This is a genomic window from Flavobacterium johnsoniae, from assembly GCF_001879205.1.
Classification (GTDB): Bacteria; Bacteroidota; Bacteroidia; order Flavobacteriales; family Flavobacteriaceae; genus Flavobacterium; species Flavobacterium johnsoniae_A.
Window position 1 is genome coordinate 405,315 of sequence record NZ_MLFK01000001.1, and the last position, 15,286, is coordinate 420,600.

General features: G+C 33.9%; 13 protein-coding genes. 8 read left to right on the forward strand and 5 right to left on the reverse strand.

Going from position 1 to position 15,286, the window contains the following annotated elements; genetic code table 11:
• Window positions 1-186: 186 nt before the first annotated feature.
• Window positions 187-441 carry a type B 50S ribosomal protein L31 gene (locus BKM63_RS01915; protein ID WP_008464817.1) on the reverse strand — a complete coding sequence of 85 codons (255 nt, stop codon included), beginning with the start codon at window positions 439-441 and terminating at the stop codon, window positions 187-189.
• A gap of 249 nt (window positions 442-690) precedes the next feature.
• On the opposite strand from BKM63_RS01915, the gene BKM63_RS01920 reads away from it, so the two are divergent.
• From BKM63_RS01920 to BKM63_RS01940, 5 genes are all read left to right on the forward strand, one after another.
• Window positions 691-1,218, forward strand: a complete 528-nt coding sequence (locus tag BKM63_RS01920; RefSeq protein ID WP_071634979.1) for a DUF4199 domain-containing protein — start codon at window positions 691-693, stop codon at window positions 1,216-1,218.
• A gap of 9 nt (window positions 1,219-1,227) precedes the next feature.
• Entirely contained in the window at window positions 1,228-2,184 is a 957-nt protein-coding gene (locus BKM63_RS01925) for a glycosyltransferase family 2 protein (RefSeq protein WP_071634980.1), read from the forward strand.
• Between the two features lie 140 nt (window positions 2,185-2,324).
• Window positions 2,325-4,052, forward strand: a complete 1,728-nt coding sequence (locus BKM63_RS01930; RefSeq protein WP_071634981.1) for a phospho-sugar mutase — start codon at window positions 2,325-2,327, stop codon at window positions 4,050-4,052.
• A 340-nt stretch (window positions 4,053-4,392) separates the two neighbouring features.
• On the forward strand, window positions 4,393-6,222 hold the full coding sequence (locus BKM63_RS01935) for an ABC transporter ATP-binding protein (protein WP_071634982.1): 1,830 nt from the start codon (window positions 4,393-4,395) through the stop codon (window positions 6,220-6,222).
• Between the two features lie 127 nt (window positions 6,223-6,349).
• Complete coding sequence (locus tag BKM63_RS01940) at window positions 6,350-7,051, forward strand: hypothetical protein (protein ID WP_071634983.1); 702 nt, start codon at window positions 6,350-6,352, stop codon at window positions 7,049-7,051.
• 123 nt (window positions 7,052-7,174) lie between these two features.
• Here the strand turns inward: BKM63_RS01940 and BKM63_RS01945 are convergent, their stop codons facing one another.
• The 4 genes from BKM63_RS01945 to BKM63_RS01960 are packed head-to-tail and all read right to left on the reverse strand — an operon-like array spanning window position 7,175 to window position 12,729.
• Entirely contained in the window at window positions 7,175-7,894 is a 720-nt protein-coding gene (locus BKM63_RS01945; RefSeq protein ID WP_071634984.1) for a hypothetical protein, read from the reverse strand.
• Window positions 7,895-7,925: 31 nt separating this feature from the next.
• Window positions 7,926-8,573, reverse strand: coding sequence for a hypothetical protein (locus tag BKM63_RS01950; RefSeq protein WP_071634985.1), 648 nt, complete (start codon window positions 8,571-8,573; stop codon window positions 7,926-7,928).
• Window positions 8,570-11,035 carry a TonB-dependent receptor plug domain-containing protein gene (locus BKM63_RS01955; RefSeq protein WP_071634986.1) on the reverse strand — a complete coding sequence of 822 codons (2,466 nt, stop codon included), beginning with the start codon at window positions 11,033-11,035 and terminating at the stop codon, window positions 8,570-8,572. The genes BKM63_RS01950 and BKM63_RS01955 overlap by 4 nt, the downstream gene beginning before the upstream one ends.
• Before the next feature lie 11 nt (window positions 11,036-11,046).
• The gene (locus BKM63_RS01960; RefSeq protein ID WP_071634987.1) at window positions 11,047-12,729 is read right to left on the reverse strand and encodes a M23 family metallopeptidase; all 1,683 of its coding nucleotides are present in this window, start codon (window positions 12,727-12,729) and stop codon (window positions 11,047-11,049) included.
• Window positions 12,730-12,908: 179 nt separating this feature from the next.
• Between BKM63_RS01960 and BKM63_RS01965 the strand changes: the two genes are divergently transcribed.
• The 3 genes from BKM63_RS01965 (at window position 12,909) to rny (ending at window position 15,265) form a co-directional block, all read left to right on the forward strand.
• Window positions 12,909-13,199 (forward strand): hypothetical protein, encoded by a 291-nt coding sequence (locus tag BKM63_RS01965; RefSeq protein ID WP_057124074.1) that lies wholly within the window; start codon window positions 12,909-12,911, stop codon window positions 13,197-13,199.
• Window positions 13,200-13,203: 4 nt separating this feature from the next.
• On the forward strand, window positions 13,204-13,497 hold the full coding sequence (locus tag BKM63_RS01970) for a cell division protein ZapA (protein WP_012022231.1): 294 nt from the start codon (window positions 13,204-13,206) through the stop codon (window positions 13,495-13,497).
• A 208-nt stretch (window positions 13,498-13,705) separates the two neighbouring features.
• Window positions 13,706-15,265, forward strand: a complete 1,560-nt coding sequence (gene rny / locus BKM63_RS01975; protein WP_071634988.1) for a ribonuclease Y — start codon at window positions 13,706-13,708, stop codon at window positions 15,263-15,265.
• Window positions 15,266-15,286: the final 21 nt, after the last annotated feature.

The following is a 15,286-nucleotide window of genomic DNA, read 5'->3' on the forward strand; positions in this document are numbered from 1 at the left end:
ATTCATAATTTTTTCAACCGCAAAGTTCGCAAAGCTTTGTCTGGATTTCGCTTTGTGATATTTGTGTATTTCAAAAAACTGATAGTAAAAATCCCTGCGCACTTTGCGGTTAAATTCTATAATGGGACACGCATAAAAAAAAAGCCCTCCAAATCTGGAAGGCTTTTGTATAATTTTAAACAGCTATTATTTTTTAGCGTGTTTTGCATATTTAGTTTTGAATTTATCAATACGTCCTGCAGTATCGATAAGTTTAGATTTACCAGTATAAAAAGGGTGAGATGTTCTAGAAATCTCCATTTTTACAACTGGATACTCAACTCCGTCAACTTCAATTGTTTCTTTTGTATCTGCAGTAGATTTAGTGATAAAAACTTCGTCATTTGACATGTCTTTAAATGCAACTAATCTGTAATTTTCTGGGTGAATTCCTTTTTTCATCTTTCTTTTTATTTATTGTTTAGAACATTTTTATTTTGAAGCTTTTTCATGGTTAGAAAAAGGTGTAAACAAAAGCTGCTCTTTTTTGTTTAAAATTTTAATTAATTTTGAGTGTGCAAATTTACAATTCTTTTTTAATAAACAAATGTTTAGCTTACTTTTTTTTAGTTAAATTCAAAAAGCTTTTTTTCTCTTCGAATATATTGGGAATTGCTATATTTGTGGATTAATTTTAAAACATATATAAATATGATTAATGAAGTTATAAAAAAGAATGGAGTTACATACGGAATTACCCTGGGTATTATTCTGGCGTTAATCACGGCAACTATATATGCTGTTGATTTAAAATTGTTTGTTTCCGGCTGGATTGGCGGTCTTTCTTTTGTTATTTATTTAGTAGTTGGCATTCTATTACTTACAAAAACAAAAAAAGAGATTGGCTTTTTCTCCTTTAAAGATGCTTTTACCACTTTTTTTATAACTACAATAATTGCTATTGCCATTTCTACTTTGTTCAGCATCGTATTATTTAACGTAATTGATCCGGAAGCAAAAGAAACAGTAAACCAGTTACTTATTAAATATATGGCCGAAACATTACAAAAATTTGGAACTCCTGCTTCTGCCATAAACGAAGCTTTGGCTAAAATGAAAGAAAACAGTCCCTTCTCTACTCTGGAACAATTAAAAGCATTGGTTTTTAGTATTGTAGGCTACTCTATTTTAGGATTAATTTTAGCGGCATTTTTTAAAAGCAAATCTACACAAGAATAAAAATTATAAATGAATCTATCTATACTTATACCGCTTCTAAACGAGGAGGAATCGCTTAAAGAACTCTATTCATGGATTATTAAAGTGATGCAGTCTAACAATTACTCTTATGAAATCATTTTTGTAGATGATGGAAGTACAGATGATTCTTGGAATATTATTGAAAGTTTTTCTAACGAAAACCCAAATGTAAAAGGGATTCGTTTCATGAAGAATTTTGGAAAATCGCAGGCACTGCACGCAGGTTTTGCAAAAGCAAAAGGTGATGTTATCATTACTATGGATGCCGACCTGCAGGACAGCCCGGACGAAATTCCGGAATTGTATGAAATGATTACCAAAGAACGATTCGATTTAGTTTCAGGCTGGAAAAAGAAACGTTACGATTCTGTTGTAGCAAAAAATTTACCTTCAAAATTATTTAACTGGGCGGCAAGAAAAACTTCCGGCGTTGAGTTAAACGATTTTAACTGCGGATTAAAAGCTTATAAAAATGCGGTTGTAAAAAACATCGAAGTTTCGGGCGAAATGCATCGATACATTCCGGTTTTGGCAAAAAACGCAGGTTTTGGCAAAATTGGAGAAAAAGTAGTAATTCACCAAGCTCGCAAATATGGTGAAACCAAATTTGGAATGGAACGTTTTATTAACGGTTTCCTTGATCTGATTACAATTTGGTTTTTATCAAGATTCGGAAAAAGACCTATGCACTTATTTGGCGCCATAGGCTCTGTAATGTTTATCATTGGTTTTTTACTGGCGGGTTACATTGGTGTTTCAAAATTATATCATATGTATACCGGGATGAAATACAGCCTGGTGACTAACAATCCATGGTTTTTTATAGCTCTGACCACCATGATCCTTGGAACACAGCTTTTCTTAGCCGGGTTTTTAGGTGAAATTATTTTAAGAACTAAAAACAACGAAGAACGTTATAAAGTTTCCCGAGAGGTTAATTTTTAACAAAAAGCCTTAGCCCTCACGGCAATGGCATCCTTTTGCGGCAGGATTAAGCCGTAAAAACATAGTACCGATAGTTATCGGGAGCAGGATCAGCTCCTGAAAAAACGTATCTTTATTTAAAATATTAAAAAGACATTTACATGAATATAGCTCCTAATATATTAAACGCTGTAAACGAATGGCTGACGCCAACATTTGATCAGGAAACACAAGCAGCTGTAAAAGAATTGATGACTACTTCTCCAAAAGAACTTGAGGAAAGTTTTTACAAAAACCTTGAATTTGGAACTGGAGGTATGCGTGGCGTTATGGGTGTTGGAAACAACAGAATTAACAAATATACACTTGGAAAAAACACTCAGGGTTTATCTGATTATTTACATGAGGTTTTTCCAAATCAGCCGTTAAAAGTTGTTATTGCTTATGATTGTCGTCATAACAGTAATACTTTGGCAAAGGTGGTTGCTGATGTTTTTTCTGCAAATGGAATTCAGGTATATTTATTTTCAGATTTACGACCTACTCCTGAATTGTCTTTTGCCCTTAAATATTTGGGCTGTCAATGCGGAATTGTTCTTACGGCTTCGCATAATCCGCCGGAATACAACGGTTATAAAGTATATTGGGAAGATGGCGGGCAAATTGTTCCTCCTCAGGATGCCGCTATTATCAAAGTGATCGAAAACCTGAGCTACGATAAAATAAAATTTAATGCAAACGAAAGCTTAATTCAATATATCGACACTGAAATTGACAAGGCATTTGTAAAATCATCTATAGACAACGCGAGTTTCAATACTCCGGCTGAAGCCAAAGACAATCTTCATATTGTTTTTACTTCATTGCACGGAACTTCTATAAAATCTATTCCGGATACTTTAGCACAGGCAGGATATAAAAATGTTCACATTGTACCAGAGCAGGCAGTTCCGGACGGGGATTTCCCTACTGTAAAATCTCCAAACCCGGAAGAACCGGAAGCTTTAACAATGGCTTTGGCTTTGGCAGATAAAACAAATTCTGATATTGTCGTTGGAACAGACCCTGATTGCGACCGTTTAGGAGTTGCTGTTAGAAATAACGACGGTAAAATGATTTTACTAAACGGAAATCAGACGATGGTCTTAATGACTTCTTTCTTATTGAAACAATGGAAAAAAGCCGGTAAACTTAACGGAAAACAATTTGTAGGCTCAACTATTGTTTCGACTCCAATGATTATGGAATTAGCCACAAGCTATGGCGTAGAATGCAAAGTTGGATTAACAGGATTTAAGTGGATCGCTAAAATGATCAAAGATTTTCCTGAATTGGAATTTATTGGCGGAGGCGAAGAAAGTTTCGGATTTATGGTTGGTGATGCCGTTAGAGATAAAGATGCCGTTGCCGCTACCTTATTAATATGCGAAATTGCCGCTCAGGCAAAAGCCGCTGGAAGTTCTGTTTACAAAGAGTTAATTCAGCTTTATGTAGAAAATGGTTTCTATAAAGAATTTTTAGTTTCATTGACCAAAAAAGGAATGGAAGGCTTGGAAGAAATCAATCAGATGATGATTAATTTACGTCAAAATCCTTTGAAAGAAATCAATGGTCAGCGTGTGATTATGGTTGAAGATTACCAATCATCGACTGCATTAAACCTATTGACAAACGAAGAATCTTCAATGGATATTCCAAAATCAAACGTATTGATTTATTATACAGAAGACGGTTCTAAAATTTGTGCAAGACCAAGCGGAACTGAACCAAAAATCAAATTCTATATCAGCGTTAATGCCGAATTAGAATCGGTTTTAGATTTTGATGCTGCCGAAAGTTTCTTAGACGAAAAAATACAAAATATCATTGCAGATATGCAATTGAATTAATATAATGAGTAACAAACTCTGTATAAAAGCCTTACAATTGTTTACACAGCGCGTACTCAATTAATTAAGTTTGACATTCAGGACTCTGATTCACATTTGAAATAATGTAAATTAGAGTCTTTTTTATAAAAAAAAGCAAAAAGAAGGAGAAAACAAACCAATTGGATTAATTTTGTGCAGTGAAAAATCACCCGCACAATTCATTATTTAATGCCGGCTGATGACGAACAAACCAATTTTTCAATTTTTTCAGCTTATTTAAACCAATTGCCCGAAAAAAAATTATTGCCGGAAAAACTCGAAAGAGCCATTACCAAAGCAGAAAACCATATACATCAAAATGAGTAATTTCAAAAAAATAGTTCCTTTTATATATCCATATAAAAAATACGCATTCTTAAACATCTTTTTTAATGTTTTGTATGCACTTTTCAGTACTCTTTCTTTTGTTGCATTAATACCAATGCTTCAGGTTCTATTTGATAAAACAAAACAGAACACTGTAAAACCTGTATTTCACGGAATTTTAAAAATTCAGGAATATGGAGAAGACTATTTAAGCTACTATATTACCACAACAAAAGGCACACACGAATCAGGGTATGTTTTATCTATCATGGTCGCGATTATTATTTCGATCTTTTTACTTAAAAACTTAGCCGATTATGCTGCGATGTTTTTTATTACTTTTTTACGAAATGGTGTTTTAAGAGACATGCGAAATGCATTATACAAAAAAACACTGGAACTGCCTTTGGCTTTTTATTCTGAAAAGAGAAAAGGAGATGTTATTTCAAGAATTTCTGGTGATGTAAATGAGGTACAAACCTCTTTTTTAGCAATTTTAGAACTTATTGTTAAAGAACCTTTGACAATTGTATTTACGATAATAGCAATGTTAATCATAAGTGCTAAGTTAACATTGTTCGTTTTTGTATTTATTCCGGTTTCCGGATACATTATTTCTTTAATCGGGAAACAGCTTAAAAAACAATCTACAAAAGCGCAGGAAGAACAAGGTACTTTCTTATCTACTATTGAGGAAACTATTGGCGGATTAAAAGTGGTAAAAGGATATAATGCTGAAAACTATTTCAACAATGTTTTCAAAAACTCTACAGAGCGCTTTTTTTCTTTATCAAACAGCATTGGTAACCGTCAAAATTTAGCATCGCCTGCCAGCGAATTTATGGGAATCACAGTAATTGCAATATTGCTTTGGTATGGAGGCCAAATGGTTTTAATTGACAAAACCTTAGACGGTGCTGCTTTTATTGCTTATATGGGATTAGCGTATAATATCCTAACTCCTGCAAAAGCGATCTCTAAAGCTTCATACGGAGTAAAAAGAGGAAATGCTGCTGCAGAACGTGTTTTAGAAATTCTAGACCAGGAAAACCTTATTACAAGCAAAGTTGATGCGATCGAAAAAACAAGTTTTGATAATGAAATAGACATCCAGCATATCAACTTTAAATATGAAAATGAAAATGTTTTAAAAGATTTTTCTCTTCAAATTAAAAAAGGACAAACTGTTGCTCTTGTTGGACAATCCGGAAGCGGGAAAAGCACCATTGCGAATTTATTAACCCGTTTTTATGATGTAAACGAAGGTTCAATTTCTATTGATGGAGTTAATATAAAAGATTTAAACCTGCAGTCGCTTCGTAGTTTGATGGGACTGGTTACACAAGACAGTATTTTATTTAATGATACAATCAAAGCTAATATTGCATTAGGTAAATTAGATGCTACAGATGATGAGATTATCGATGCGCTTAAAATTGCCAATGCGTATGAGTTTGTAAAAGATCTGCCTTTAGGAATTTATACTAATATTGGCGACAGTGGAAACAAAATTTCAGGCGGACAAAAACAACGTTTATCAATCGCCAGAGCGGTATTGAAAAACCCACCTATTATGATTCTGGATGAGGCAACATCAGCATTGGATACCGAAAGTGAAAAATTCGTTCAGGTTGCGCTCGAAAACATGATGCAGAACAGGACTTCGATTGTAATTGCACACAGACTTTCGACGATTCAAAAAGCAGATGTTATTGTGGTAATGCAAAAAGGAAAAATCGTTGAACAGGGAACTCATGACGAATTAATTGCGCACAACGGAACTTACAACAAATTAGTTACCATGCAGTCTTTCGAATCTTAAAGACTTACACATAACAAAACAATCTAAACAGATTAAGGAAATATTAAAACTCAGTTTAATTTCTTTAATCTGTTTTTATTTTTATAACTTTAAATTAGTTAAAGATAAAATCTAATTCTTTCAACAAATGTATCTTAACAATCCCAACATAAAACTGCCCGAAGATCCCGATACTATTGTTTGGAAATACCTTGACTTATCTAAATTCCTGGATTTGTTACTTTCAAAAAAGCTATTCATGTCCCGTTCTGACAAGTTTGAAGATCAATACGAGGGTACTTTCAGCGAACCTACTTATGAAGAGATTAAAAAACTTGCCGCAGATAATCCTGAATTTTTAAATTACTACAAAACACATCGCGAAAAAGTAGCGATTAGCAGCTGGCATATTAACGAATATGAATCTTTTGCCATGTGGCAGATTTTTACAAAAAACAACGAAGGCTTAGCTATTCAATCTACAATTGGAAGACTTCAAAAAGCAGTAAAACCGGAAAATAATTTTGATCAGTATATTGGAGAGGTTAATTACATCGACTATAAAAAAGAATATATTCCGTTTGATGATTTGTTTTTCCCATTTTTATTTAAAAGAAAAAGCTTTCAATACGAACGCGAAGTACGCATTCTTACCGACACTTCAAAAAATGACATTAAGCTTAACGACGGAATAAAAATTAATGTTGATATCAATCAATTAATTGAGAAAATATACATTCACCCAAAATCTGAAAACTGGTACAAAAAACTGGTAATAGAATTAGTAGAACGTTTGGGTTTTGGCTTTGAAATAGAAAAATCTGATCTGGAAAGTGATATATTGATATAAAAAGGTTCTGAGGTACTAAGGTTCTGAGGAACTGAGTTTTTTTCTTACTGAACAAAAAAGCCGTTTAAAAATTATGTTATTAATTTTTAAACGGCTTTTTACAAACCTTAGAATCTTAGCACCTTAGATAGGTTTATAACTTTTCACTTCCCATTTTTTAGAAGCTAAGTCTATATAATTGTAGTGCAAAACGTCATTTTTATCGAATTGACCGTTTTGGTTTGTATCTTCAATAGTTCTAAAATACAAACGGTTTTTAGATTCAATTAAACTCCAGTCAACTAATTCCTGAAGATCTGCTGAAACTTTTGTAAAATTCTCACCGCTGATATTACTTAAATATAAAGTTTTAATATCGCTTGTATCAATTTTTCCATCTTTATTGGTATCAGAATCTGTTAAAGTGTAAACCATAACTTTATTCTGCGTTTTATCTGCAACAGTTTTTAAATAAGTAGCCGTTAAAATTAAAACCGGCTTATCTGATAACGGACGAATCGAATCTGAATCGACTTTTTGAAATTTTAGATTTTGAAGATAACCTGTGATTTCATATTCGCCTAAATTAGAAATAGTAAAACTCACATCATTTACACTCGAAGATCCGTAACGTGCTTTGGAACCTCTTTCATAAACTCTCAGGTCTCCAACCGGGTGAATTAGGTAATCCGTTCCCTGCATTTGAACAGGAAGATCTGCAACTTCTACCTGCGTAGAATCGGCTTTAGTGACACTTACCTTGTTTGATACGTCGTAACTTACTTTTGGCTTTTGAACTTCCTCTCGGCAACTAATTAATGTTCCGAAAGTTACTATGGCGATATATTTAAAATACTTTTTCATCTGCAATGATTATATTCGATTACCAAATATACTATTTTTGATTGTAATTTTGGTTTTTATTGAATTTTACTACTGCGAAGATATTGATTAGAACAATTCCAAAATAACCCAGAAAAACAATCCAATATTTTTCATAAAGAGAAATGGTATATTTTAATTTTGCTTTTCTTTCTTCTTCCAGAAAGTAATCTTTATTTGCTTCCCAATAACCACATACGATAGGAACAATTTTTTTTGTATTTGAAAGTTTTGGTTTTGGCAGCATTACAACAAAAAAATCATCCTTATATTGTGTATATAATAGCATTTTCTCAATAATAAAAATGTCTAAAATTCTAATATAAACTTCATATTTCATTTTTTTGCCTAAATGAATTTGAATTCCTTTTATAGTATCATTTGTACGATTTAAATTCCTTAACGCAAACTGAAGTTTATTCAAGTTATTTCTTTCCAAATCCAAGGAATTTTGAAAATTAAAAACCTGATAATCCCTTTTAAGAGATAAAAAGTTTCCTATCTCAATAGAATCCGAAGGAATATTGATACTTATGCATCTTTCATCCTTAAAAGCATCAACTTTATAAAAATGATAAAAACAAAACAACGGAATCAAAACCAAAGAAATCATTCCCGGAACGTAAAAAATCTTTTTTCTTTTTTCACGTTTTCCGATCATAATCTAGCATTTATCTTTACGTTAAAAACTCTCGAAGTCATATAGTTTGGAATCGCATATTGATTTTTTGAATACACATCGCGAACCCATGTATTTGTAATCGCATTTTGATTATTAAAGAGATTAAAAATCTCTAATCCAACAGCTAATTCTTTGAAGTTTTTCAACCAGCTGGTTTTTAAATTTTGTGTACTGGCATCGACAAAAACTTTTGCAAAGCCAATATCAGCTCTTCTGTAATCATTCAATCTGTTTTGGTACAAATATGGATCTGAATAGGCTGGTGCACCCCCTGGCAAACCTGTATTGTAAACTAAATTTAGATATACTTTTACACTTGGAATATTAGGCATATAATCCTGAAACAACATTGCAAATTTTAAACGCTGATCTGTTGGGCGGGCGATATAACCTTTGTTTTCGTAGTTTTCTTCGGTTTTTAAATATCCAAAACTAACCCATGATTCTGTTCCCGGTACAAATTCTCCGTTTAATCTAAAATCAAGTCCCTGTGCGTAGGCTTTTGCGTTATTATTGGCCACATATCGAATACGTACATTATCAATCGAATACACATTTACATCTGAAAGTGATTTGTAATAAACCTCGGTAACCCATTTAAAAGGACGGTTCCACATCCTGAAATTATAATCATTGCTCACTACCACATGAATAGCTTCCTGTGCTTTCACATTAGGATTGACAACCCCTTCTAAGTCACGAAGTTCCCGATAAAACGGCGGCTGGTGATACAATCCTCCCGAAATCCTGAAAACCATATCGCGATCCCAATCCGGTTTTATAGCAAACTGAGCCCGCGGACTTACCACAAATTGGTTTTTGCCTTCTTCTGAAGCTCCTGAAACATTCCAGCTCTGAAAACGCGCTCCAATGTGATACCAGATCTGACTTGACCCCAGTTCTGATTGCTTATTCCATTGTGCGTATCCTGAAAACCTGTTAATTGTATTAAAATTGGCGGCACGAATATCCTGATACGGTAAAAGCGGACCCGTATACGGCGCATAAGGCTGATTATTTTGCGGCAGGATAACCAATGGCGGATTGATAGAAAATCCTGCCGAATCAATCATCTCCCACTCTACAATTCTGTCTCTAATTGATTCTCTGGTATATTTCAACCCAAATTCAAGCTGACTCTCTTTCCAATCTTTAAAACCTTTAATTTCGGCATTGGCGATTAATGCATCTAAATCATTACGGGCATGATTAAGCTGAGAACCTATACCGCGGGTAAAGTCAATTGGTGATGCATCATTTGGATTTTCGGGATCTACATTTCCTAAACGATATTGGGCCAAAATATCGAAATGTTCTTTTTCTGTAGTATGAAATAACGAACCAATAAATTTTAAAGTCAGCGAAGGCGAAGCTTTATAAGTCGTTTTTAAAGCTCCAAAATAAGTATCGTACTGATCTTTTTCCTGACCTTCATAATAAACCGCCAAAGCCATCGGCTGATCAATGGTTCCAAATTTTGTTTCGCGGGTTAAAGGCTGATATAAATATTTATTCTGCGAAATATTTCCCAAAAAGCTCATTTGCCATTTTTCAGAAATATCATAATTTACATTCGTCTGAATATCTGCAAAAGTAGGCGTATAATTCGTTTGTGTATCCTGGCTGTTTACCAATAAACTATTGTTTCGATAACGAACTCCTGTAACAGCCGACCATTTTTTGTTTTTCGAAACCAAATCTACAGAAGCGCTTCCGCCCAGTAAACTTGCTTCAAGCGAAGCACCAAACTGAGTTGGTTTTCTATAAGTAATATCTAAAACTGATGATAATTTATCTCCAAATTTGGCCTGAAACCCTCCGGCTGAGAAATCTACATTTTGAACCAAATCAGTATTGGTAAAACTTAAACCTTCCTGTTGTCCGGAACGAATTAAAAAGGGACGATAGACTTCGACTTCGTTAACATAAACTAAATTCTCGTCATAATTACCCCCTCTAACGGCATATTGCGTACTTAATTCATTGTTAGAATTAACGCCGGGAAGTGTCTTCAGAATATTCTCTATTCCGGCATTGGCACCGGGAATCTTTTTTATTGTCGCAGCATCCACCGTTGTAATTCCCTGCACGCGTTTTCTATTTCTGGACGAAACAAAAACTTCTCCCATTTGTTCCTGTGAATTATTCATTACAGGATTAAAAACAAAAATTTCGCTGGTTTTTAAATTCACCGTCAGGCTGATCATCTTTAAAGAAATATGTGTAAAAATGATCGAAGCTTTTTTATTGGAAATGACTTCAATATCAAAAAAACCATTCGCATCAGACTGTGTGCTGTTTTTACCTGATGTTATATTTACATTAGAAACCGGATGATTTTCATTATCCAAAATAATACCTTTTACATGAGCATTTTGAGCAAATGAAATACAAGCAAAGCACAAAAAAAGTAAAGCGAATATTAACTTGTTTTTATTCAAAGATTTGGGTTTTATTTTTGTTGACTTCTAAAAAAATGAGTTTCAAAGATAGTAGAATTTCCTACATTGTCAACTACTTCAATTTTTAAAAAGTTTTCACCTTCAGTCAGGTATTGATCATCGAAAGTATGTGTAATTCTTCTGTTTTTGTTTTCATATTCAAATAAAACCCAGCTTCCGTTTAAGTATCCGTTATAAGACTTTATTCCGGAAGAAGAATCATTAATTGTAAAATCAATTTTTTTCTGGTCGCTGATCCATTTCCCTTCTACAGGTTTTGTAATTTTAATAACCGGTGCAATTGTATCGAGAACCAGGCCGTATTGTCCCAGTATTTTGGCCTTGGCAGTAAAAACATCTCCCTTTCTAATAGTTCCATTATAGCTGCTGCCTCTTCCTATATAAAGTTTATCGCGCAGAGATTCCGGATAAGTGCTGTCTTTAATCGTAATGGTAAAGTTTGAATGTACAGGAACCGTATCATCATGAATATAAATTTTATTGTTTCTTACATCAAAATTCATATTAAAATCTTCGTAGAAAGTTCCTGCCGGAAAGAAAACAGACATATTATCTTTTTCAAAATTAGAATCCTTTTTGTACTTAATAAAATATTTTGATGTAACAGGTTCTGCCTGCACAAGCGGTGTTGCAGTATCATACTCAATTGGAACTGTAATTGAATTTTGATTTCCGAAATAATCAGAAACCTCAATTCTGTAAGTAGACGCCAGATTGGGCTGAGCCGAAATTATCCCACGAAGAGAATCTGATTTAATAATACTTAATGCAAAAGGCGTATTCATAAAAAGTTTCTGAATGCGCTGACTTGTTTTTTTATATCTGGAATAATCAATAAAAGCATTGATATATCGCATTTCATCAAAAGAATACGTATTAAACTGATAATTGTAATTCTGGTTTCCGTTTAAAAAGCTGGAAACATTAAAAACACCATTTTTGTTATGAGATACATCATCGGTATCAACGGCATTAATTCCAAAACCAATTTTTCCGTTTGTTTTTACTTTCCCTGCTAAATAAGTTCCGTCTTTCTGAAGCGTCATATTTACAAGCAAAGGCTGTTTAGACTGATTAACCGTTGCATTATCTAAAGGGTAAACATACAAACTGGAAAGCGTAGGTTTTTTGGTATCCTTAATATTTTTATCAAAACCAAAAAACATCGGATTGATTACAAACTCTGTTTTGGTATCGCGGATTTCAAAATGCAGATGCGGCCCTTCTGAAGAACCTGTATTTCCGGAAAGCGCTATTAATTGTCCTTTTGTAACCGGAAGTTCGTCTGGTTTTGGAAACATTTCAATTTCGTATGCTTTTTCTTTATAATGAGTTTTCTTTACATAATCCTGAATTGGTCCAACTGTTGTCTGCAAATGTCCATAAACCGATGTGTACCCATTTGGATGCGTTATGTAAATACATTTTCCGTTTCCAAAAGTCGAAATTTTTATTCTTGACACGTAGCCATCAGCAATCGCATACACATTTAATCCTTCTCTTTGATTCGTCTTTAAGTCAAAACCTGCATGGAAATGATTGGGCCTTAACTCTCCAAAATTCCCGGATAACTGCATAGGAATATCAAGGGGCGGACGGAAATAATCTTTAGGATATTGTGTCTGGGCGAATAGAAAAGGGCTAAATAAAAAGGCAAGTATTGTAAATTTCATAAGTAACATTTTTGCTAAGATAAAAAATTAACAGGTAAAAACCGAGTAAAAACCCACAAAAACACAATTGATTGAATTTCATTTATTTGTCTATTTTTAATGCAAAAAAATCGAGAAAAAATTGCATTAATAAAAAGGAATACTAACTTTGTATGATTAAGTAATGAATAGGATTTATAATGAGTGTAATTGCCGAAATAATTGATACTCTTGAATATAAAGTCGAGAAGCTTTTTGAAAAATCAAAAGGCCTTGAAAAAAACAATCAGGATTTACGATTAGAATTAGCCAAAGCCGTGCAAATTATCCAGAAACAATCTGAAGAAATGGAAGCTTTGAAAAAGCAATATGAAACACTTAAAATAGCCAATTCGTTGCTTGGCAGCGATAACAACAAGAGAGAGACAAAGCTTAAAATAAATTCATTAATTCGCGAAATTGATTACTGTATAGCACAACTATCAGATTAGAAATATGGACGGAAAGCTTAGAATTAAAATATCAATTGCCGACCGCGTTTACCCGTTAACGGTTGAACCCGCTCAGGAAGAAGGCCTTAGAAGCGCCTCAAAAAAAATTGATGCTATGATCAAGCAATTCGAAGAAAGTTACGCAGTTCGCGACAAACAAGATGTATTAGCCATGTGTGCACTGCAATTTGCATCGCAGGTGGAACAAAAACAAATTGATAACGCAATCGATGGCGAAGAAACCATTGAAAGAATTAAAAGATTAAATTCGCTTTTAGATCAATATCTCGAAAATTAAACGTTCTTTACAGAAACTAAGATACTGCCTACATTAGTTCACAATTGGTAAACTCAACACTAACAATTTAGAATGAGCAAATCGTCGCTACTATAGTATGCCCAGCTTTGACCGGGAAACTTGAACAGTGAGTTAGCTCAAAACTTGTCTTTACGAGTTTATTCAAGCAATTAATGTAGGCTTTTTTTATATATAAACCCTAACAAACATGGACATCATAACGATCATTATTGGTATTGTAGGTATTGCGGCAGGTTTTGCAATAGCTAAAATTATCGAGAAAAGTAATATTTCAAACCTAATCAAAAACGCTAAAAAAGAAGCTGCTTCAATATTAAAAGACGCTAATTTAGAAGCCGAAAATATTAAAAAAGATAAAATCCTTCAGGCAAAAGAGCGTTTTATCGAATTAAAATCTGAACACGAACAAGTTATTTTGGCACGCGATAAAAAAGTAGCCGAAGTAGAAAAAAGAGTGCGCGATAAAGAATCTCAAGTTTCTAACGAACTTTCGAAAGCCAAAAAAGTTAACGACGATTTTGAAGCTAAAACTGCTGAATACAACAATAAAATTGAAGTTCTGGACAAAAAACAAGCTGAAGTTGACAAATTACACAAAAGTCAATTACAGCAGCTTGAGGTAATTTCAGGTCTTTCTGCAGAAGAAGCAAAAGAGCAATTAGTAGAAGGTTTAAAAGCCGAAGCTAAAAGCAAAGCTATGTCTCACATTCAGGACACGATTGAAGAGGCTAAACTTACTGCACAGCAAGAAGCTAAAAAAATCATCATTAATACTATTCAAAGAGTTGGAACTGAGGAAGCAGTTGAAAATTGCGTTTCTGTATTCAACATTGAATCTGATGATGTAAAAGGACGTATCATTGGCCGTGAAGGTCGTAACATTAGAGCTCTTGAAGCCGCAACCGGAGTTGAAATCATTGTTGATGATACACCAGAAGCTATTATTCTTTCTTGTTTTGATCCGGTTCGTAGAGAAATCGCACGTTTGTCTTTACACAAATTAGTAACTGACGGACGTATTCACCCGGCACGTATTGAAGAAGTTGTTGCTAAAACAGCTAAACAAATCGATGATGAAATTATCGAAGTTGGTAAACGTACTGTTATCGATTTAGGAATTCACGGTTTACACCCGGAATTAATTAAAGTAGTGGGTAGAATGAAATATCGTTCTTCTTACGGACAAAATTTATTACAGCACTCAAGAGAAGTTTCTAAACTTTGTGGTATCATGGCAGCCGAATTAGGCTTAAATGTGAAACTGGCTAAAAGAGCTGGTTTACTTCACGATATTGGTAAAGTTCCGGATACAGAAAGTGATTTACCACACGCATTATTAGGTATGCAATGGGCTGAAAAATATGGTGAAAAAGAAGAAGTATGCAACGCTATTGGAGCCCACCACGACGAGATCGAAATGAAATCGTTATTGTCTCCAATTGTTCAGGTTTGTGATGCTATTTCAGGTGCAAGACCAGGCGCAAGACGTCAGGTTCTGGATTCTTACATCCAGCGTTTAAAAGACCTTGAAGATGTAGCTTACGGATTCAGCGGTGTAAAAAATGCCTATGCAATTCAGGCTGGTAGAGAATTACGTGTAATTGTAGAAAGCGAAAAAGTTTCTGATGATAATGCAGCAAACTTATCATTTGAGATTTCACAAAAAATTCAAACTGAAATGACTTACCCGGGTCAGGTAAAAGTTACTGTAATCAGAGAAACAAGAGCAGTTAACATTGCGAAGTAATTCTCATTTTATATAAAACCA